The following is a 20,125-nucleotide window of genomic DNA, read 5'->3' on the forward strand; positions in this document are numbered from 1 at the left end:
CGGTAACAGCGCGGTCACCGGCCTGTTGTCCGTCACTGGTTGCTCGTCACCCGCCAGACCACATTGGCCAGGTCGTCCGCGACGATCAGCGCACCGCTCGGGTCGACGGTCACGCCCACCGGTCGGCCGCGGGTTTTGCCGTCCTCGCGGAAGCCGGTCAGGAAGTCGATGGGTTCGCCTGCCGGGCGGCCATCGCGGAACGGCACGAAGACCACCTTGTAGCCGGACGGGTCTTCCCGGTTCCAGCTGCCGTGCTCGCCGACGAACGCACCTTCGGCGAACTGCGCGCCCATGACGTCCGAGGAGAAGTCCAGGCCTAGTGCGGCGACGTGGGCGCCCAGTGCGTAGTCCGGCGTGATCGCCTGCTTGACCTTGTCCGGGTCCTGCGGGCGCACGCGGTCGTCGACGTTCTGCCCCCAGTAGCTGTAGGGCCAGCCATAGAAACCGCCCTCCTGTACCGAGGTCAGGTAGTCCGGCACCAGATTTTCGCCCAGCTCGTCGCGCTCGTTGACCACCGACCACAGCTGGTCGGTGCCGGGCAGTATCGCCAGGGCCGTGGGGTTGCGCAGGCCGGTTGCGTAGGGTTTGTAAGCGCCGGTTTCGGTGTTGATCTGCCAGATCATGGCGCGGTCGACCTCGGCTTCCATCCCGCGCTCGGTGATGTTGCTGTTCGAGCCGATGCCGACGTAGAGGTACTGGCCATCGGGGCTGATGGTCATCGCCTTGGTCCAGTGGTGGTTGATCTCCGAGGGCAGGTCAACGACCTTGGTCGGCGGACCGCTGGCTTCGGTCTGACCTTCCTCGTATTCGAAACGCACCAGTTCGTCCTGGTTGGCGACGTAGAGGTTGCCGTCGTGGAAGGCCAGTCCATAGGGGGCATTAAGTTCATCGGCGAAGACGTTCTGCATTTCGTAGCGGCCGTCGCCATCGGCATCTCTCAGCAAGGTCAGCCGGTTACCGCTTTTGACCGACGTGTTGCCCTGCGCCTTGATGTAGCCGGCGATCACGTCTTTCGGTTTCAGCTTGGCTGCATTGCCGCCACGACCTTCGGCCACAAGGATGTCGCCGTTGGGCAGTACCAAGGTCTGTCGCGGGATCTGCAGGTCGGTGGCTATCGCCGTCACGCTGTAGTTCTCTGGCACCGTGGGGGTCGCATCGCCCCAAGGCGTCGGCTCGGCGATCTTCATGCTCGGCAGCAGCCCGCGGTCGGGTTCCGGCAGTTTGGGGTTGGCACCGTACAGGCTGGCGGCGCCCTGCTCATCGCCACCACAGGCGCTTAGCAACAACGCGATGGTCAGCGCGGAGAGTGCATTGGTGTGCTTCATGCTTCACCTCCGTCTCGCAGGTTGGAAAGGCCGATCCACGCGGCGGCGCAGGCCAGCAGCGTGACGATCACCGAGAGCACCAGGCCGGTCGGCATGACCGCCCAGGCGTCCTTGGCGTGCTGCAGGGCATTGATGAAGCCGAGTACCCAGGTCGCCATGAGCAACAGCAGATAGATCAGCGGCCGACCCGTCCTGTGCCTGGCCTTGATCAGATTGACGACCGCGAACAGGATTGCCAGCCCGCAGAACACCAGCCCGCCGGCGATCAGCCAGGAAGAGAAGTTGCTCCATTGAATCTGGTAGCTGCGAAAGTAGGCGACGTCGCTCAGCAGTGCGCCGAGAAACAACGGCACGCTCCCGGCCAGTAGGATCGAGTGCAGCGGATGCGGCACGTGGCGGGAAACGCTGTGAGTGGTTTCTGTGGTGCGGTGGGTGATGACGGTCACAAGGAACTCCTCATTGCTTTCGACCAGCCCTGCGCGGCGCGGATCGCTCTGAAGGTGCTTAAGAGGGGATCGTGTCGTCGGGCCGTTAGTTCACTCCTATCGCTGAGCGGCGGGGCTGACCTCGGCTGCTGCAGCCCTCGCCCGCTTTTCGTGCCTCATGCACAAACCAAGTGCTCCGAACCGGACCATTTGATCCGTTATTTTCCCGCCATAACGCTAAACCACTGATCCACAAGCGAATCGATCCGGTGGCACGCTTTCTGCTCTCTCCTCGAAAGTCGCCCGTGTGCAAAGGGCGGCGGCATCGCACATACAGAGAAGCGCCTGCGCCACTGGCGACGCGCTCAGTTTCCGCCCTGCGTCAGAGGAGTGCTTCACCCATGACTCTGCAATACGTTCCCATCATCGACCTGGCGCCGTATTTCGCCGGTACGCCGGAGGGCAAGGCCCAGGTGGCCAAGGCCGTGGACCAGGCCTGTCGCGACATCGGCTTTCTGGTCATCACTAATCACCAGATCCCCACCGAACTGATCGAGCGCGTGTCGCGGCTGACGCGGCAGTTCTTCGCCTTGCCGTTGCCGGAAAAGCGCAAGGTCGACCGGCCCAGCCCGGAAATGGTGCGCGGCTACAGCGCCATCGCCGAAGAGAGCCTGTCGTATTCGATGGAGGAGGCGGCGCCCGGCGATCTCAAGGAATCCTTTTCCATCGGACCCAGCGATGTGCCGGATAAGGACTACTACCGTTGCGCCGCAGCCGGCCCGCATTTCGCGCCGAACGTCTGGCCCGGCGGCATCGAGGGCTTCGAGCAGGCCTATCGCGAATATTTCGCTGCCATGAGCGAGCTGTCGCAGTCGCTGATGCGCATCTTCGCCCTGGCACTGGAGCTGCCGGAAACCTTCTTCGACGACAAGATCGACAAGCACATCAGCATGTTCCGCAGCCTCAGCTATCCGGACGTGAGGGGCGCGGTCGAGCCCGGGCAGTTGCGCGCCAGTGCCCACACCGATTACGGCAGCCTGACCATCGTCAAGCCGGACAACGCGCTGGGCGGTCTGCAGGCGCGCAACCGCCAGGGCGAATGGGTGGACGTGCCCTATGTAGAGAACGGCTTCGCCGTGAACATCGGCGACCTGATGATGCAGTGGACCAACGATCAGTGGATTTCCACGCTGCATCGGGTGGTCAACCCGCCCGAGGACAGCCCTGCCAACAACGGGCGACAGTCACTGGTGTTCTTCCACCAGCCCAACTATGACGCGTTGATCGAGTGCCTGCCGGGATGCCTGTCGGAGGGCGAAGCGCCACGCCACGCGCCGGTTACGTCCGGCGACAACCTGCTCTCCAAGTTCGTCAAGCAGACCACCTTCGGCAAAGGCCTGGAGGTCGCATGAGCACGCTTTCCTACGTCAACGTCTTCGCCCGCGACATCGAAGCCCTGAGCGGCTTCTATCGCGAGCTGTTCGGCTTCAGGAACATTCCCGAGATCGCCTCACCGATTTTTCGCGGGCTGGATACCGGCAAGAGCTGCATCGGCTTCAACGCGCCGGAAGCCTATGAACTGCTGCAGCTGGACGAGTACGCCGACACGCACGGCTGCAAGTTCCTGCTGAACATCGACGTCGACTCGAAAGACGAGATCGACCGCCTGGTGCCCGTTGCCGTCGCCATGGGCGCGACGCTGATCAAGGCGCCCTACGAGACCTATTACCACTGGTATCAGGCGGTGCTGCTGGACCCCGAGAAAAACGTGTTCCGCATCAACCACATGCTTTGACGATCCCACCATCAGGAAATCAAAAATGCTGAATAAGTTCATGAAACGGACCTTGTGTGCGGCGGTGGCTCTCGGCCTGATAGGCGCGGCGGGCCTGGCTTCGGCGCAGGAAGGGCAGGGGCTGACGCTCGATAAACCGGCGAAGATCGCCATGCTCTACATCAGCCCGCGCAATGACGGCGGCTGGACTCAGGCCTTCGACGAGGCGCGGCAGAAGCTCGAAACCGAGCTGGATACCAAGATCCAGTACGTCGAGAGCGTGCCGGAGAATGCCTCTTCGATCCGCCCGGCCGTGGACCGGCTGATCCAGCGCGGCGCCAACGTCATCATCGGCACCGCCTTCGGCTACTCGGACACCTTCAAGGAGCTGGCAGACAAGTATCCGGACGTGGCCTTCCTCAACGGTTCGGGCACCACCAACAGCGGCAATCTCGAATCCTTCTACGGCCGTACCTACGAAAGCCAGTACCTCTGCGGCATGGCCGCGGGCGCGGCGTCGAAGACCGGCAAGCTCGGCTTTGTCGCGGCCAATCCCTTCGGTCAAGTCAACTGGACGGTCAACGCCTTCGCCCTCGGCGCCCAGCAGATCAACCCGGACGCCACCGTGACCGTCGTGTACACCGGTTCCTGGAACGATCCGGTCAAGGAACGCGCCGCCGCCATGGCGTTGATCGACGCCGGCGCCGATGTGCTCGGCCAACACGTCGATAGCCCGACACCGCAGATCGTCGCCCAGGAGCGCGGCGTGCACGGCACTGGCCACCACCGAGACATGCGCGAGTTCGCCCCGGACGCCACCGTCTGCTCCTCGGTCTGGGTGTGGGACAAGTTCCTCGCGCCGGAGCTGAAGAAGATCAGCGCCGGTAACTGGACGCCACCGGAAAACGGCGCGCTGCTGTCCATGGCCGAAGGCGGCACCGACGCGGCCTGCTGCGGCCCGGCGGTTTCCGAAGCAGACAAGGCGAAGATCATGGCGGCTCGCGAAGAGCTGCTCAAAGGCGAGAAGAAGATCTATGCCGGGCCCATGGTCGACCGTGACGGCACCGAGCGCATCGCCGCCGGCGAGGTCATGGCCGACCCTGCGCTGTGGCAGATGGACTGGTTCGTCAAGGGAGTGATCACCCAGCAATGAGCAACCTCAACGCGATCCAGCTGACCGGGGTGAGCAAGTCGTTCGACGGCTTCATGGCCCTGTCCCAAGCGGATTTCACCGCCAAATGGGGCGAAGTGCACGCGCTGCTTGGCGAGAACGGCGCAGGCAAATCCTCGCTGATGAACATCGCCGCCGGCCTCTACGCACCGGAAAGCGGATCGCTGTTGATCAATGACAATGCGGTGCGGCTCAGCGGCCCGCGCGACGCGAGCCGCTACCACATCGGCATGGTCCATCAGCATTTCAAGCTGGTGAAGCCTTTTACCGTGGCCGAGAACATTCAGCTGGCCCTGCCCGAAGGGCCGGGTAACCACGCCTTCTCGGGCAGCCATCGGCAGCGCTTGGCCGCATTGGAGCAGCGGATCAGCGACAAGGCAGCAGAGCTGGGTTTCACCATCGACCCGCAGCAGGTCACCGAGTCCCTGTCCGTGGCCGAGCAACAGCGGGTGGAAATTCTCAAGGTGCTGCTGGCGGGGGCGCGGATATTGATTCTCGACGAGCCAACAGCGGTGCTGACCGATGGGGAAGCCGAGCGCCTGCTGGAAACGGTGCGCGCCTTTGCTCGTCAGGGCGCAGCGGTGATCCTTGTCACCCACAAGATGAGCGATGTGAAACGCTTTGCCGACCGCGTCACCGTGATGCGCGGCGGACGGACGATTCAAACCCTCGATCCGCATACGGTCTCCGTGCCGGAGTTGGTGCGCCTGACCGTGGGCGAATCCGCACCGGCCAGCGAGTATCAACCGGCGACGCCCGGCGAGGTGCGGCTGCAAGTGCGTGATCTCAGATCGACCGGCGGGGGCGAGCATGGCGCACTCAATGGCGTGACGCTGAGCCTGCGCGCGGGCGAGATCTACGGCATCGCTGGCGTCGGCGGTAACGGCCAGAGCGAGTTGGCGAACGTGTTGATGGGCTTGCCCGAGTCCTGCGAAGGCACGTTGGAATTGACCGGTTTTGGCGATCTGCGCCGGGCCAGCCCTGAGCAGCGCCGGGAGTTGCGCATCGCCTCGATTCCGGCCGATCGCTACGGCACCGCGCTGGCTGGCGAGCTCTCGGTGGCCGAGAACTTCGGTGTCGGGCAGATCCACAGTGGGCGCTATGGTTCGTTCTTCAATCTCCGGCGCAAGCGTCTGGAGGCCGACGCCGCAGAGGCGGTGGCCGGATTCGACGTGCAGGGCGTGCGCTCCCTGAAGCAAAAGGCCGCGCTGCTCTCCGGTGGCAACGCGCAGAAGCTGGTGATCGCCCGCGAATTCTCCCGCGACCCGCAACTGGTGTTGGTACACAGCCCCAGTCGCGGGCTCGACGTACGCGCCACCGCTGCCGTGCATGGCCGCCTGCGCGCCGCCCGCGATGCCGGCGCGGCCATCTTGGTGATCAGCGAAGACCTCGACGAAGTACTGGCCCTTGCCGACCGCATCGGTGTGATGAACGCCGGGCGCATTGTTGCCGAGTTCGACCGGCCCGCGGATCGCCAGGCCATTGGTAGGGCGATGGTCAGCCATGGGGAGCTGAGCCATGGCGAGTTGAGTCTAGAAGGGGTAAACCATGAATGAACAGGTGCGCCCCGTGATGCTGGAGCAGGCTGCGCAAGCGGCCGAGCGCCCGAAACAGCCGCTGCTGTCGCGGCGTTACGCACTGGAGATTCGCCAGCAACTGGCTTGGCATTGGCAGGCTGTGATCATCGGTCTCGCCCTGCTGTTGGGGCTGGGTATTTCCGCCGCCATCCTGATCGCTGCTGGCGTACCGGCCGGTGAGCTGCTCAATGAGTTTGTCATCCTCACGGTATTCGATGCACAGAGCCTGAAAGCGGTCTTGTTTCAGGCATCGCCGATGATCCTCGTCGGCTTGGCCGGCTGCATGGCGTTCCGCGCCAAGTTCTGGAACCTCGGGCTTGAGGGTCAGATGATCTGGGGCGCCATCGGAGCGACGGCGATCTCGCTGTTCGAGATCGGCCCGCAGGCGCTGCGTCTGCCGCTGATGCTCGCAGCGGCGATCTTTTGCGGGCTGCTCTGGGCGCTGGCGCCGGTGTTGCTCAAGCTGCGGCTGAAGGTCAACGAGATCATCTCGACGCTGATGCTCAACTACTTGGCGATCAACTTCCTACTGCACCTTTTGTACGGAAGCTGGAAGGACCCGAAAAGCTCGTTTCCCTATTCACCACAGTTCCAGCCGTTCGAGCGCCTGCCCGAGCTGTTCGACGGCATCAGTGCGGCAGTGCCACTGGCGGTAGTCGTTGCGCTGCTGGCGCTGTGGTTTCTCGGCATCTCCCGCGCCGGGCTGTACCTGCGCTTTGTCGATGCCAACCCGCGAGTGGCCGGCGCGGTGGGCGTGCCGGTGCAGAAAATGATCATCGGCACGGTGCTGGTTTCCGGTGCCATGGCCGGGATCGCCGGGTTTCTCGTCACCGCCGGGCAGGAGGGGCGGCTGACCCAGTCGTTCTATCAGGGCTATGGCTTCTCCGGCATCCTCATCGCCTTCCTTGCGCGCAATAACCCGGTGGCGGCGCTGGTGGTGGCGCTGTTGATGGCGATGCTGTTCGTCGCCGGGCGCAGCTTGCAGGTGTTCTACCAGATCCCCTTTTCCATGGTGCAGTTGATCCAGGCGATCCTGGTGATCTGCGTCGCCTCGTCGGATTTCTTTATCCGCCACCGTATCCGCCGCGTTCAGGGAGGCGAAAGCTGATGGACATGATCGCCAACTGGCTAGGCAACACACCGGACTTCGCCGTGCCCTTCGCCCTCGCTGCGCTGGGGCTGATCCTCACCGAGCGCGCGGGCGTCCTGGCGCTGGGCGCCGAAGGGCTGATGCTGGTCGGCGCGCTGGCCGGGATTGGCGCGCAGCTGGCGTTCGGCAGCCATGGCACTTCGCTGTTGCTGGCGATGGGCGCAGCTGCCGTGGTGTCGCTGTTGTTCGCACTGATGGTGCTGGTGCTGCGCATCAATCAAGTGATCGCAGGATTGGCGCTGGTGTTCTTCTGCCAGGGGCTGACCGGCCTGCTCGGCACCTTGTTGGACTGGACCAACAAGCCGGTCAAGGGGCTGGGCGCGGTCGAGCTGTGGCCGCTGTCGGAGCTGCCGCTGCTGGGCAAGCTCTTCGTGCAGAACCCGCTGGTGTTCATGACGCCGCTGATCTTTCTTGCCGTGGTCTGGTTTCTTGCTCGCACGACCACCGGCCTGCGGATGCGTGCCGTCGGAGAGAACCCGCAGGCGGCGGATGCGGCCGGGATTTCGGTGCTCGGTTACCGGCTGGCAGCGATTCTCGCCGGCTCCGCGCTGATCGGCCTGGCCGGCGGTTATATCTCGGTGCTCAGCACCAAGCTGTGGATCGCCGACATGACTGGCGGGCGCGGCTGGATTGCCGTGGCGCTGGTGATCTTCGCGCGCTGGTCGCCGTGGAAGGCCCTGGCCGGTGCGCTGCTGTTCGGCTGCATCGAGGCGCTGATCCCGCAACTGGCCGCTGCCGGGGTGCGTCTGCCGCAGTACTTCGTGCTGATGACGCCCTACGCCGTGACCCTGGCAGTGATGATCTGGGTTGCCAGCGGCAAGAACGTTTCCGGCAATCAGCCGGGCGCGCTGGGTATTCCCTTTATCCGCGAGGAGCGCCGCTGAAGGTCACGGCGCTTATTGCGCCGGGCTCTGGTCGCTGGAGCGGCAAGTGATCTCCGCGTAAGGCTCGTCCGGCGAGTAGTTCCCAGGCACCCGCTCGGTGCGCTGGGTATTTGGCGCGACGGTGAAAACCGGCGACGCCGAAGTATCCGAGCGCGCGTCGTTCGGCACATGGAACTCGCAGGTGATCTGGCCGCCAGTGCGGTTCATCACCTTCACCGCCCGTACCCCGAGCAGTTCGCCCTCGACCCCTTCGGATTTGGCCGGCACGCCCATTGGGCTGATCTCAACATCGAGGCCGTTGAGGTGGGTGACCACTTCCGGCGGCGGCGTTTGTGCGAACGCCAGCGGGGCGCAGAGCGCCAGACCGCAGGCGAGAAATAGCTGCTTGCTCATTGAAACCTCCAATATTCGGTCCCCTTTAGAAGAGCGTGCCCACGGTCGGTTCGATCGATGCGTCAGTCAATGATTGCAAATGATTAGGAGCGTCAAAAAAATGGTTGGCATGATTTGTGATGGCTCAAAGCCATGATCTATCTTGCCGTGCCATTTGTGCCGTGTTGAACTTCAGCCGTCGCCAATGTTACGTGCGGTCCTTCCGAGGGTGGCTGAAGTGACAAGGTTTCTGCTCATCGCATTGTTGGCCCTGTCAGTCACGGTGTCGGCTGCGGCCGATGTGAGACTCGACTTGAGCGCCGTCGAGCGCGACTGGCTGGCTGGCAACCGCTCGGTCAGCATCTGCGTCGACCCGGACTGGCTGCCGTTCGAGATGCTCAACGCCCGCGGTGAGCACGAAGGGATCGCTGCCGATCTGCTGCGCCTCGTTGCACAACGGGCGGGGCTGCAACTGGATATCGTGGCGACCAGCGACTGGGGCCAGTCGGTGGCGTTCTCCCAGGCTGGCCGCTGCCAGCTGCTCAGCTTCCTCAACCAGACGCCGGTGCGTGATGCCTGGCTGATCTTCACCCAACCGCTGTTCACCGACGCCAACGTGGTCATCGCGCGGGAAGATCATCCGTACGTGGCCGATCTGTCTGCTCTCGATGACGTGACCGTCGCGCTGCCGGTCGGCACCTCCGTCGAGGAAAGCGTGCGGCGGGACTTTCCCCGGTTGCGCGTCATCAGCACCGACACGGATGCCCAGGCGCTGGCGCTGGTGAACGAGCGCAAGGCCGACCTCACCGTGCGCTCGCTGACCGTGGCTGCCTACACCATTCGCCGCGAAGGCTGGTTCAATCTGAAGATCGCCGGGCAGCTGACGAGTCTCGACAATCAGTTTCGCATCGGCGTGCTGAAGAGCGAGCCGGTGCTGCGCGACATCCTGGACAAGGCGATTGCGACGATCACCCCGGGTGAGCTGAACCAGATCGCCAACAGGCATGCGCCGATTCGCGTCGAGTCGGGCACCGACTACCGTCTGGTCGTGCAGATCGTCGTGGTCTTTTCGGTGATGCTGCTGACCAGCCTGTTCTGGATCGGCCGGCTGCGCCGGTTGAACGAGCAGCTGCAGGTCAAATCGCAGACCGATCCGCTCACCGGCCTGGCCAACCGCGCCGCCCTGGATCGGCGTTTCGCCAGGGCGCTGGAGCAGGCGCGGCGTTACAGCCGGCCGCTGTCGATCGTCATGCTGGATATCGACCATTTCAAATCCATCAACGACGAGTTCGGCCATCAGATGGGGGACCGCGTCCTCAAGGAGTTCGCTGACCTGCTGGTATCCGGTCTGCGCGGCAGTGACGCCGTGGGCCGCTGGGGTGGGGAGGAGTTCCTTCTGCTGTGCCCGGAAACTAGCAGCCAGCAGGCTGCGGCGTTTGCCGAGCGCCTGTGCGAGCAGTCGCGGGCGCTGTCTTTCAGTACTGGCCAGACGCAGACCCTCAGCGCCGGTGTCGCCGAGCTAAACGCGACGGACACAGTGGACAGCCTGCTGCGCCGTGCCGACGCCGCGCTGTACCGCGCCAAGCATGAGGGCCGGGACCGCGTCTGCTGCCATGCGCCGGACGAGCAGGCGAGCTGAGTGGCGGTGCTCAGTGCTTGCCGGGTTTGCGTAGGCGCACGTAGAGGTCCTTGCCGCCGGTGGCGCTGCTGCCCCGTGATTCCAGGTCGAAGCGCTTGGGCTGGTTGGCGATCAGGTCGCTGAGCTTCTTGCAGCCATACAGCCGCGGATCGAAGGCCGGACGCAGCTTGCTGATGTTCTGTCCGAGAGTGCCCAGCTGAATCCAGTCGTCTTCCTCCGAAAGGTCGTCGAGCACCTTGGCGATGAAGTCCACCGGCACCTGCTGACATTTGATGGTGTCGCCCTTGTCGCCGGCCTTCGGCGGTTTGCTGCTTTCTTCCACCTGCGCCGCGGCCGCGGCGAGCTTTTCCGATGACGGTGGCTCGGATGTCGTTTTGGCGGCATCGGCGCGCAGGATTTCGGTGTAGATGAACTTGTCGCAGGCAGAGACGAAGGGCGAGGGCGTCTTCTGCTCACCAAAGCCGTACACCGTCAGGCCCTCTTCGCGGATGCGCGCGGCCAGACGCGTGAAGTCGCTGTCGCTGGAAACCAGGCAGAAGCCGTCGAAACGCCGCGTGTAGAGCAGGTCCATGGCGTCGATGATCAGCGAGCTGTCGGTGGCGTTCTTGCCCGAGGTGTAGGCGAACTGCTGGATCGGCTGGATCGAGTAGTCGAGCAGCACCTTCTTCCAGCTGCCGAGGTTGGGTTTGGTCCAGTCGCCGTAGATGCGCTTGACGCTGGCGACCCCGTATTTGGCGATTTCCTCGAACAGCCCTTCGACGATGGCGGCGGGCGCGTTGTCGGCGTCGATCAGCACGGCGAGGTGCTTCTGCTTGTTCGAACTGTTGGGCTTGCTGGCCATGCTTCTTCCCTGGACTGGAGATCGCCCGACCATAACGCCGACCACCGTGCCATGGCCATAGCGGCGTGCTGCCAACGCATGCCGAGCTCGGTTAGCATGCGCGGCTTTGATCACATGGATTGCGGTGCATGGAACAGCGAGGCACGCTGAAAAGCTGGAACGACCAGAAGGGCTTCGGCTTCATTCGCCCGGAGCAGGGCGGCGAGGATGTCTTCGCGCACATCTCGGCCGTGCATGGCGAGCGTCGGCCGCTGGTTGGTGATCGTGTGCTCTACGTATCGGGGCGCGATCCCCAAGGCCGGCTACGTGCCGAGCATCTGCGGCTGGATGCGCCGCTGACGCTGGACCAGCCAGCGATTCGCCAGCGCCCGGGCAGTCAGCGCAAGCCGGACGAGCAACAGGCCCGTCCGCGCGCGACGGCGCGGGCCGCTGGCAAGCCTGCTCGCCAGTTGGTCGCCGGCAACATCCAGCAGCTTCCCCTCAAGCTGGTGCTGTTCGGGCTGCTCTGTCTGCTGCCGTTGGCGGGTAGCCTCCTGCGCCTCGGTGCGGTGTTGCCGTTGGCGATCTATGCCGTCGCCAGCCTGCTGACCTTCGTCCTCTACTGGCGCGACAAGCACAGCGCGCTGAAGGATCGCTGGCGCACACCGGAAACCACACTGCATTTCTTCGAGCTGGCCGGCGGCTGGCCGGGTGCGCTCGTGGCGCAGCAGGTCTTTCGCCACAAGACCCGCAAGCTGAGCTATCAGCTGGCGTTCTGGCTGATCGTGGTGCTGCACCAGGCGTTCTGGATCGATCTGCTGTTCGTTGGTAGCGGCTTTACCCGCGAGCGGCTGGACTGGCTGTTGCGGCTGCTGTGAAACGCGAAAGCCCGGCGAATGCCGGGCTTTCGGACGAGCATCGCGGCTCAGACTTTTCTGACGAACTCGGACTTCAGTTTCATCGCGCCGATGCCGTCGATCTTGCAGTCAATATCGTGGTCGCCGTCGACCAGGCGGATGTTCTTCACCTTGGTGCCGACCTTGACCACCAGCGACGAGCCCTTGACCTTGAGGTCCTTGATTACCGTGATGGTGTCGCCATCCTGCAGTGTGTTGCCTACCGAGTCCTTGATCACCTTGTCGCTTTCGCTCGCGGCAGCCGCGCCGTCAGTTGCGGACCACTCATGGGCGCACTCGGGGCAGACCAGCATCTGGCCGTCTTCGTAGGTGTATTCGGAGTTGCATTTGGGGCAGGGTGGCAGCGAGCTCACGGCAGATCCTCAGGGGGCGGGATGCGGAAAGCCGTGCATTGTATAAGGTTTTGTTACAAATTTGGGGCCGCCGTGGAATCCAGGCTGGCCGGATTCCACGTGGTTTCACGGAGTAGCGCTTACTTCACGGCGGTGAGGCGCTCGTTGCCAGCGCGTAGCTCGCTGTAGCGATGTTCCAGTTCGCGGCGGATTTCGCGGCGCTGGTAGGCCTGGGCGAAACGACGCTGCTGTTCAGGCGTCTTCGGGTTGAGCGGCGGTACCGCTACCGGTTTGCCGTCTTCGCCGAGGGCGACCATGGTGAAGAAGCAGCTGTTGGTGTGGCGCACGGTCTTCTCGCGAATGTCTTCGGTGACGACTTTGATGCCGATCTCCATCGAAGTGGTACCGGTGTAGTTGACCGAGGCGAGGAAGGTGACCAGTTCGCCAACATGCACCGGCTGGCGGAACACCACCTGATCCACCGAGAGGGTGACGACGTACTGCCCGGCGTAGCGGCTGGCGCAGGCGTAGGCGACCTCGTCGAGATACTTGAGCAGCGTGCCGCCATGTACGTTGCCGGAAAAATTGGCTTTGTCCGGCGTCATCAGCACGGTCATGGTCAGCTCTGCATGTCCATCTAGCATGGGGGTTACGGCTCCTCGGTGGTGAAGGGTTGCTACTTTAGTCGAATGCCTCCTTCCTGTCTGGCGTTTCCAGCAAAACGCTTCATCGATTTTTTCTATCGTCAATGCGGCAAAGACGCGCACTTCTGTCATTTGGCGGAAAAAGCGCCAGCTACGGCATGAGTGTCATGTTCCTGTCCTCAGGTCCGGCGGCGACGTGTGACGCGGCTCACGGATGGCGCCGACGTCTCGCACAACAGCACTTTTGTTGACCTGTGCCGGGGTCCGCTGGCTTGGCGCTTTTTATAGTCGGATGCCCAAAAAATCCTAATGGCCTGTGGGGTGAGTGGGTCGAGGCAAGATCGGATGAACATGGCTCCGAGACAAGGCGCTGCGACACAGTATCGGGGCCATGGGCGCCGAAATTGACCAACTGAACCCTAACAGGCCACTAACTACTTCAAGTAACGGATGCCTCCTCATGCGTACGCTCGCTCTTGCCCTGCTCGCCTGCTTCGTTCCGCTGACTCATGCCAGCGAGGCGGTCGTCGAGCGCTTCAACTACGTCATGGCCGATGAGCAACGGCGTGAGCAGGCCAGCCTGGCCGGTCAGGAACGCGCCGTGTTCTGTTCCTATTGCCACGGCGAAACCGGCAACAGCAAGCGCAAGCACATTCCCAATCTTGCCGGGCAGAATCCGCGATACCTGTTCCACGCCTTCGAGAAGTTCGCCAGCGGCGAGCGCACCGACTTTGTCATGTCCAAGCTGGCGCAGAATCTCAGCATGGAGGAGCGGGTGAACATCGCGGTGTTCTTCAGCCAGCAGAAGGTCAATCCGCCGGAAGGTGCGACGGATGCAGCCTTGCGCAATACCGGCGAGAAGATCTTCCAGACCACCTGCACCGGCTGCCATGGCGCGCATGCGGAGGGCATGGAGACCATGCCGCGGCTGGCCGGACAGCCCGACGAGTACATCCGCAAGGCATTGACGCGTTTCCGCGAGAACGATCCCAGCCGCGCAGGTTCGGTGATGATTGGCGTCGCCGCGCAGCTTTCCGCGACAGACGTGGAGGCGCTGGCGGCCTATCTCTCGCAGCTGAAGCTGACGCCGGCCGAGGAGATGGCCAACATCAACCGTTTGCGCAACGTTACAGCCGCCGCTCAGTAACGCTGGATCTTCGCCGGCGTGCGGCGCATCAGTACTTCGCCATTGCGCACCGAAAGCAGGGCATGGCCCTGGGTGCGCAGCATCTCGTAGTCGTCCGGCGCCGACAGCACCAGCAGGTTGGCCGGGCGCCCCACTTCCAGTCCGTAGCGCTCGCCCAGGTTCAGCGTCCGTGCGCTGTTGTCGGTGATCAGGTCCAGGCCGCGCTGCAGGTCCTCGTAGCCGAGCATGTGACAGATGTGCAGCCCGGCTTCGAGGATGCGCAGGATGTTGCCGTTGCCCAGCGGATACCATGGGTCGACGATGGAATCCTGGCCGAAGCAGACGTTCATTCCGGCGCGGTCGATCTCGGCCACACGGGTCAGCCCGCGGCGCTTGGGATAGGTATCGAAGCGGCCCTGCAGGTGGATGCTCTCGGTCGGGCAGGAGACGAAGTTGATCTTCGATAGCTTGAGCAGGCGGAACAGCTTGGAGCAGTAGGCGTTGTCGTAAGAGCCCATCGCCGTGGTGTGGCTGGCGGTGACGCGATCGCCCATCTCGCGCACACGGGCTTCCTCGGCGAGCACTTCGAGAAAGCGTGACTGTGGGTCGTCGGTTTCGTCGCAGTGCACGTCCACCAAACAGCCGCTGCGCTCGGCCAGGTCCATGAGGAACTTGATCGAGCTGACGCCCTGGTCGCGGGTGTTCTCGAAGTGCGGAATGCCGCCGACCACATCGGCGCCCATGCCGATCGCCTCGGTCATCAGCTCGCGACCGCCCTTGAATGACTCGATGCCCTCCTGTGGGAAGGCGACGATCTGCAGGTCGATCAGGTGGCGGGTTTCCTCGCGCACCTCAAGCATCGACTTCAGTGCCGACAGCGTCGGATCGGTGACGTCGACGTGGGTGCGCACATGCTGGATGCCGTGGTCGACCAGCATGTCGATGGTCTTCTTCGCCCGCGCCTTAGTGTCCTCGTGGGTGACCAGCGCCTTGCGCTCGCCCCAGCGCTCGATGCCTTCGAACAGCGTGCCGCTCATGTTCCAGGCTGGCTGACCGGCGGTGAGGGTCGCGTCGAGGTGAATGTGCGGCTCGATGAAGGGCGGCACCACCAGATTGCTGGCGGCGTCGATATCGCCCTCGTTGGCTTCGGCCGGCGCCTGCTGCGCGCTGATGGCGGCAATCCGCGCGCCGTTTAGTTCGATGCGGTAGAGGCCGCTGCGGCCGCGCAGGCGGGCGTTGAGGATGTTCATGGTGACTCCTTGATCAGCGTGCGTCGGTTTGCGTCAGCACCGTGCGCGACAGGGCCAGGCGCTGACCCTCGTACAGCACAATATAGGCTGCGGCGGCCACCAGTATGCCGACGATGGGCGCCACCCAGGGCGAGAAATAGGCGCAGGCGGCGCCCAGCACATAGGCCGCCAGGCCCAGGCTGTTGTATTTCGGCAGGCGCGCCTCGGCCAGTTTCGGGTATTGCCCGCGATGACGGTAGAAGTAGTCCGCCATGATCACGCCGCCGATGGGCGGAATGATCGAGCCGAGCAGGATCAGGAAGGGGATCAGCAGTTCGTACATGCCGCCCAGCGCCAGCAGCGTGCCGACGAAGGCGCCGCCCAGGGTCACCAGGCGGCGGCGCTCGGTGCGCAGCAGATTGCAGCCGGCCGCGGCGAAGTTGTAGATGGTGTTGTCCTGAGTGGTCCAGAGGTTGAGAAAGAGCATCACCACCGCGGCCATCGACAGGCCCTGCAGCACCAGCACTTCGACGATGTCCGGCTGCTGGTAGACGATGGCCCCGTAGGCGCCGGCGACGATCATCAGGCCGTTGCCGATGAAGAAGCCGATCAGACTGGCCCATACCGCGACCTTGCTGCTGCGGGCGAAGCGCGTCCAGTTGGTGGCCTGGGTCGCGCCGCTGACGAAGGTGCCGAAGATCATGGTGATGGCCATGCCGAGGGTCAGGCTGTCGCCCGGCTGCACCGCCAGCAGGCCGTCCAGCCCGCCAATGTCACGGGTCGCGGTCCACAGCGAAGCGATCAACAGGATCAGCATCGCCGGCACCGCGATGCGCGAGAGCAGGTCGAGGCCCTTGTAGCCGACGAAGGCGGTCAGGCAGAAGCCGAAGCCGAACAGCACCATCAACGGCATCGTCCAGCTTTCCGGCAACGCCAGCAGGCGCACCAGGACGATGGCGATGGTCGCCGTGCCCCAGGCGTACCAGCCGATCTGGGTGAAGCCGAGCAGGAAGTCGGACAGCCGGCTGCCGACCTCGCCGAAGCAGAAGCGCCCCATCAGCACCGAGTTCAACCCGCTGCGGCAGGCGATCAGCCCGAGCGCGGCGGCATAGAGGCCGAGCAGCAGGTTGCCGATCACCGCGGCCCAGAGCATGGTCTTGAAGTCGAAGGCCAGGCCGATCTTGCCGCCGGCGAACATGGTGGCGGTGAAGAAGGTGAAGCCGAACAGCAGGATGGAGGTGGACCACAGCCCCTTGCGCGCGCCGGCGGGCACTTCGCTCAGGGGGTAGTCGGTATCGACGGGCTGTTTCATGGTGGTTGCTCCGCAAGGTGGATGCAGCCAGATTGCAGATGCCATGCCATTGCTGACCGATCGGCCAACTCGGCGCGCACGCGATGACGCCGCCATCAAGGCTGGCTCGTGCTGGTGCAACGAGCTGGCTGCGCGCACCGGAATGACGCCCTAGCGCGAAGCTCGCACAAGCGGAGCGACATTCTCTCCCCAGCTGGCCACCGCGTGCGGTGCGGACCTGAACGCGGCGGACCCGTTGGGCAACAGCGTGGAAAGCCTGGCGCGCGGGGAGATCCGCACCCGCTGAACCCTCAGTAGCTCTTGTAGGGCAGGAACTTGCCGGACAGCACCACATTGACGCGGTCGCCCTTGGGGTCGCTCTGGCGCTGGATATCCATGGAGAAGTCGATGGCGCTCATGATGCCGTCACCGAACTCCTCGTGAATCAGCTCCTTGATGGTGGTGCCGTAGACGTTGACCAGCTCGTACCAGCGGTAGATCAGCGGGTCGGTCGGCACCGCGGTGGGCAGCGAACCCTTGTAGGGGGCGATCTGCAGCCAGGCGACGGCTTCGTCGGAGAGCTCGAAGAGCTGCCCCAGGGTTTCCGCCTGGGCCTTGTCGAAGGCCATCTGACCGAGGCAACCGGCGGTGGTCCACTCCTTGGACATGCCGATGCTTTCGGCGACATGCGCCCACTTCAGGCCCTTGCGCACTTTGGCGGAGACGATCATCTGGGTGACCTGTTCACGACTGCTGATCATGGCGAATTCTCATCTGGCGAATGCGAGTCAATGGCCGCACGGGCGCGGCGGGCCTCGGTCGATGCAGGTTCGGTGCCAGGGGGTTCAGTCGTATTCGGCCGCTTCGTGCTGGCCGAGCAGGCGACGCTGTCGCAGCGTGGCGGCGGCCAGCACCTCGGGATTGAAACGAAAGTGCAGGTAGGGCGAGAACTTCTGCGCCACCATGCGCCGGCCATAGTGGATCTGCAGCAGGTAGCGGCTGCGCTCGGCGCTGCGGTTGCGGCTGCCCGTGTGCCAGAGGTCGCTGCGAAACAGCAGCATGTCGCCGGCCTTGCACAGCACGGGCTCGGCCGAGCGGCCGTGCCACTGGGTTTCGCCCGGCTGCGGTTTGCGCCCGGCGCGGTGGCTGCCGGGGATCACCAGCGTCGGGCAGAGGTCGGCGTCGATGTCATTCAGATACAGGTGTGCGGTGCAGATCTGCATCGGCAGTTCGAACGCGGGATCGGCCAGCAGGCTTTCCGGCAGCTCCATGGCCAGGTAGTCGGCATGCAGCTCGCCGCCGATAAAGCCCGGGCGGCTGCGCCAGGCGGTCTGGCCGATGATATGGCAGTCCGTCCCGAGTGCCGCCTCGGCCAGCTCGATCACCCCGGGCAGATCAAGAAAGCGCAGCCAGAACGGCGAGCGATTGAAGACGCACTTGTAGTGGTCGTCGACCAGGCCCTGGTAATCCCAGTGGATGGGTTCCAGGCCATCGATGGCTTCGCGCAGCGCCGCGATGCCCGCGGGATCGAGTACGGCAGGCAGCAGCACGAAGCCCTGCTGATGCAGGGCGGCGAGCTGTTGCCGAAGGGTGACGGAGTCGGTCATGGCATCGGCCGGGTAGAGCGCCAGACTCCAGCATAGGCAGCTCGGCCGCGCGTTGAAAGCCGGTTGAAAGCTTGCGGCGCTACTGTGCCGGCGCTGCTGCGGCAGCCAGTCGCGTGGTCACGAGCCGCGCCTCTGCTCTCTCGCTCCGGCGCACCCGGCGGCGTCGCCAGAAGCGGCGTCACCGGCGCGCACCTTCACATCGTTCAGGCCTGCACCACCCGTGCAATGGCCCTGGCCAGATCGTCCAGGCGCTCGGCATCCAGCCCGGCGACGTTGGCGCGACCGCTTTCCACCAGATACACCGAATCTTCGGTGCGCAGCTGGCGTACCTGCTCGGCGGTCAGGCCGGTATAGGAGAACATCCCCCGCTGCCGGGCGATGTGCGCGAAGCGCTCGGCCAGCCCATAGGGCGTCAGCGCCTCGACCAGCCCCTGACGCAGGCTGGCGATGCGCCTGCGCATGCGCTCCACCTCGTCCTGCCAGATCTGCCGCAGCGGCTCATCGGCCAGGATCGTCGCCACCACTGCGGCGCCGTGGGCCGGTGGCGTCGACCAGAGGTTGCGGGCCAGCGACGCGAGCTGGCTGCGCACGTCGAGCAGGCGCTCGGCATCGCTGGTGACTGCGATCAGCGCGCCGGTGCGTTCGCGGTAGAGGCCGAAGTTCTTCGAGCAGGAACTGGTGATGAGCATCTCCGGCAGCGTTTCGGCGAACAGCCGTACCGCCCAGGCGTCCTCTTCCAGTCCGTCGCCGAAGCCCTGGTAGGCGAAGTCGAACAGCGGCAGCAATTCGCGCGCGCGCACCACGTCCAGTACCCGCAGCCAGTCGTCGTGATTCAGGTCGAAGCCGGTGGGGTTGTGGCAGCAGGCGTGCAGCAGCACCACGTCGCCAGGCGGCACCTGTTGCAGCGTGGCGAGCATGCCGTCGACAGCGAGGCGGTTGTCGGCATCGACGTAGGGGTAGTGCTGCACGCGCAGGCCGGCGGCGGCGAACAGGGTTTCGTGGATCGGCCAGGTGGGATCGCTCAGCCAGATGCTGCGCCCTGGCAGACATTTGGCGATGAACTCGCCGGCCAGGCGCAGCGCGCCGGTGCCGCCCGGCGCCTGGGTGCAGCCGGCACGCTGCTCGCCGAGGGCAATGGCGCGGCTGCCGAGCACCTGACGCAGCAAGAGGGCACCGAACTGGGCGTCGCCGTGGCCGCCGATGTAGCTCTTGGTCTGCTCACTGTCCACCAGGCGCTGCTCGGCCAGCTTCACCGCGCGCGGGATCGGCGTCAGGCCCTGGGCGTCCTTGTAGACGCCGACGCCGAGGTCGAGCTTGGCCGGGTTGGTGTCGGCGCGATACAGGTCCATCAGACCGAGGATCGGGTCGCCGGGCACGCGGGGAATCTGGCCGAAGTGCATTACTTGCGGCCCTCCGCGCTGGCGGCGAGCTGGTCGGTGCGGGCGGCCATGATGAAGTCGTTGCGGTGCAGGCCGCGCATCTCGTGGCTCCACCAGGTGACGGTGACCTTGCCCCACTCGGTGAGCAGGGCGGGATGGTGGCCGACTTCCTCGGCGATGGCGCCGACTGCGTTGGTAAAGGCCAGGGCGTGGCGGAAGTTGCGGAACAGGAAGACACGCTCCAGCTCCATGTGGTCGCCGCGCACTTCGATGTTCCAGTCGGGGATTTCGCGGATCAGCTCGGCCAGTTCTTCATCGGACACCTTGGGTGCATCGGCGCGGCAGGCTTCGCATTGGGCTTGGGCGAGGGCGGTCATGGTGTAGGTCCCTTTCTTGATGATCGAAGTCGTTTTTGAAGGTTGAAGCTTAGGCAAGATGGCGGGCTGACGCTCACCCTACCCGA

21 protein-coding genes and 1 pseudogene are annotated in these 20,125 nt (G+C 64.4%); 10 read left to right on the forward strand and 12 right to left on the reverse strand.

The features are described 5' to 3' along the window. Positions 1-32: 32 nt before the first annotated feature. Positions 33-1,325 carry a PQQ-dependent sugar dehydrogenase gene (locus IEG05_RS01605; protein ID WP_191121538.1) on the reverse strand — a complete coding sequence of 431 codons (1,293 nt, stop codon included), beginning with the start codon at positions 1,323-1,325 and terminating at the stop codon, positions 33-35. Then, positions 1,322-1,771 (reverse strand): DUF2231 domain-containing protein, encoded by a 450-nt coding sequence (locus tag IEG05_RS01610; RefSeq protein ID WP_046619293.1) that lies wholly within the window; start codon positions 1,769-1,771, stop codon positions 1,322-1,324. The genes IEG05_RS01605 and IEG05_RS01610 overlap by 4 nt, the downstream gene beginning before the upstream one ends. A 380-nt stretch (positions 1,772-2,151) precedes the next feature. Here IEG05_RS01610 and IEG05_RS01615 point away from each other — a divergent pair, with 380 nt between their 5' ends. The 6 genes from IEG05_RS01615 to IEG05_RS01640 are packed head-to-tail and all read left to right on the forward strand — an operon-like array spanning position 2,152 to position 8,306. Further along, positions 2,152-3,162: an isopenicillin N synthase family dioxygenase gene (locus IEG05_RS01615; RefSeq protein WP_191121539.1), complete on the forward strand. Its 1,011-nt coding sequence runs from the start codon at positions 2,152-2,154 to the stop codon at positions 3,160-3,162. After that, positions 3,159-3,545, forward strand: coding sequence for a VOC family protein (locus tag IEG05_RS01620; protein ID WP_191121540.1), 387 nt, complete (start codon positions 3,159-3,161; stop codon positions 3,543-3,545). Before IEG05_RS01615 ends, IEG05_RS01620 begins: the two co-directional genes overlap by 4 nt. A 25-nt stretch (positions 3,546-3,570) precedes the next feature. Continuing rightward, positions 3,571-4,677, forward strand: a complete 1,107-nt coding sequence (locus IEG05_RS01625; protein ID WP_046619301.1) for a BMP family ABC transporter substrate-binding protein — start codon at positions 3,571-3,573, stop codon at positions 4,675-4,677. Beyond that, positions 4,674-6,251 carry an ABC transporter ATP-binding protein gene (locus IEG05_RS01630; RefSeq protein ID WP_191121541.1) on the forward strand — a complete coding sequence of 526 codons (1,578 nt, stop codon included), beginning with the start codon at positions 4,674-4,676 and terminating at the stop codon, positions 6,249-6,251. The genes IEG05_RS01625 and IEG05_RS01630 overlap by 4 nt, the downstream gene beginning before the upstream one ends. Further along, positions 6,244-7,380 (forward strand): ABC transporter permease, encoded by a 1,137-nt coding sequence (locus IEG05_RS01635; RefSeq protein ID WP_125859797.1) that lies wholly within the window; start codon positions 6,244-6,246, stop codon positions 7,378-7,380. The genes IEG05_RS01630 and IEG05_RS01635 overlap by 8 nt, the downstream gene beginning before the upstream one ends. Then, positions 7,380-8,306, forward strand: a complete 927-nt coding sequence (locus IEG05_RS01640; RefSeq protein WP_191121542.1) for an ABC transporter permease — start codon at positions 7,380-7,382, stop codon at positions 8,304-8,306. The genes IEG05_RS01635 and IEG05_RS01640 overlap by 1 nt, the downstream gene beginning before the upstream one ends. Before the next feature lie 12 nt (positions 8,307-8,318). Here the strand turns inward: IEG05_RS01640 and IEG05_RS01645 are convergent, their stop codons facing one another. Continuing rightward, positions 8,319-8,699 (reverse strand): hypothetical protein, encoded by a 381-nt coding sequence (locus IEG05_RS01645; RefSeq protein ID WP_179485706.1) that lies wholly within the window; start codon positions 8,697-8,699, stop codon positions 8,319-8,321. Positions 8,700-8,916: 217 nt separating this feature from the next. On the opposite strand from IEG05_RS01645, the gene IEG05_RS01650 reads away from it, so the two are divergent. Next, positions 8,917-10,317 (forward strand): diguanylate cyclase, encoded by a 1,401-nt coding sequence (locus IEG05_RS01650; RefSeq protein ID WP_191121543.1) that lies wholly within the window; start codon positions 8,917-8,919, stop codon positions 10,315-10,317. A 10-nt stretch (positions 10,318-10,327) separates the two neighbouring features. Here IEG05_RS01650 and IEG05_RS01655 read toward each other — a convergent pair whose 3' ends face one another. Continuing rightward, positions 10,328-11,158: an NYN domain-containing protein gene (locus tag IEG05_RS01655; RefSeq protein ID WP_023445044.1), complete on the reverse strand. Its 831-nt coding sequence runs from the start codon at positions 11,156-11,158 to the stop codon at positions 10,328-10,330. A gap of 128 nt (positions 11,159-11,286) precedes the next feature. On the opposite strand from IEG05_RS01655, the gene IEG05_RS01660 reads away from it, so the two are divergent. Continuing rightward, positions 11,287-12,015: a DUF1294 domain-containing protein gene (locus tag IEG05_RS01660; protein ID WP_023445043.1), complete on the forward strand. Its 729-nt coding sequence runs from the start codon at positions 11,287-11,289 to the stop codon at positions 12,013-12,015. Positions 12,016-12,062: 47 nt separating this feature from the next. Here the strand turns inward: IEG05_RS01660 and IEG05_RS01665 are convergent, their stop codons facing one another. Together IEG05_RS01665 and IEG05_RS01670 are read right to left on the reverse strand one after the other, a co-directional pair. Further along, complete coding sequence (locus IEG05_RS01665) at positions 12,063-12,407, reverse strand: zinc ribbon domain-containing protein YjdM (protein WP_023445042.1); 345 nt, start codon at positions 12,405-12,407, stop codon at positions 12,063-12,065. A gap of 119 nt (positions 12,408-12,526) precedes the next feature. Next, positions 12,527-13,030 (reverse strand): acyl-CoA thioesterase, encoded by a 504-nt coding sequence (locus IEG05_RS01670; protein WP_042927133.1) that lies wholly within the window; start codon positions 13,028-13,030, stop codon positions 12,527-12,529. 460 nt (positions 13,031-13,490) lie between these two features. Here IEG05_RS01670 and IEG05_RS01675 point away from each other — a divergent pair, with 460 nt between their 5' ends. After that, positions 13,491-14,177, forward strand: coding sequence for a c-type cytochrome (locus IEG05_RS01675; protein ID WP_023445041.1), 687 nt, complete (start codon positions 13,491-13,493; stop codon positions 14,175-14,177). On the opposite strand, the gene codA is transcribed toward IEG05_RS01675, so the two are convergent. Together codA and codB are read right to left on the reverse strand one after the other, a co-directional pair. Then, positions 14,171-15,406, reverse strand: a complete 1,236-nt coding sequence (codA, locus tag IEG05_RS01680) for a cytosine deaminase (protein ID WP_191121544.1) — start codon at positions 15,404-15,406, stop codon at positions 14,171-14,173. The two genes, IEG05_RS01675 and codA, sit on opposite strands and share 7 nt — an antisense overlap. Before the next feature lie 13 nt (positions 15,407-15,419). Continuing rightward, complete coding sequence (gene codB / locus IEG05_RS01685; protein ID WP_046619312.1) at positions 15,420-16,697, reverse strand: cytosine permease; 1,278 nt, start codon at positions 16,695-16,697, stop codon at positions 15,420-15,422. A gap of 202 nt (positions 16,698-16,899) precedes the next feature. Between codB and IEG05_RS23675 the strand changes: the two are divergent. After that, positions 16,900-16,983 (forward strand): annotated as a pseudogene (locus IEG05_RS23675) (ankyrin repeat domain-containing protein); the annotation flags it as partial. A 4-nt stretch (positions 16,984-16,987) separates the two neighbouring features. Here IEG05_RS23675 and cynS read toward each other — a convergent pair. The 4 genes from cynS to IEG05_RS01705 all read right to left on the reverse strand — a co-directional run bounded on the left by cynS (position 16,988) and on the right by IEG05_RS01705 (position 20,039). Next, positions 16,988-17,437, reverse strand: a complete 450-nt coding sequence (gene cynS, locus IEG05_RS01690; RefSeq protein WP_013984013.1) for a cyanase — start codon at positions 17,435-17,437, stop codon at positions 16,988-16,990. An 84-nt stretch (positions 17,438-17,521) separates the two neighbouring features. Then, positions 17,522-18,283: a phytanoyl-CoA dioxygenase family protein gene (locus IEG05_RS01695; RefSeq protein ID WP_046619315.1), complete on the reverse strand. Its 762-nt coding sequence runs from the start codon at positions 18,281-18,283 to the stop codon at positions 17,522-17,524. 203 nt (positions 18,284-18,486) lie between these two features. After that, the gene (locus IEG05_RS01700; protein WP_191121545.1) at positions 18,487-19,683 is read right to left on the reverse strand and encodes an amino acid aminotransferase; all 1,197 of its coding nucleotides are present in this window, start codon (positions 19,681-19,683) and stop codon (positions 18,487-18,489) included. After that, positions 19,683-20,039, reverse strand: coding sequence for a 4a-hydroxytetrahydrobiopterin dehydratase (locus tag IEG05_RS01705; RefSeq protein ID WP_011914586.1), 357 nt, complete (start codon positions 20,037-20,039; stop codon positions 19,683-19,685). The genes IEG05_RS01700 and IEG05_RS01705 overlap by 1 nt, the downstream gene beginning before the upstream one ends. Positions 20,040-20,125 lie beyond the last annotated feature (86 nt).

The organism is Stutzerimonas kunmingensis (assembly GCF_014764705.1).
GTDB lineage: Bacteria > Pseudomonadota > Gammaproteobacteria > Pseudomonadales > Pseudomonadaceae > Stutzerimonas.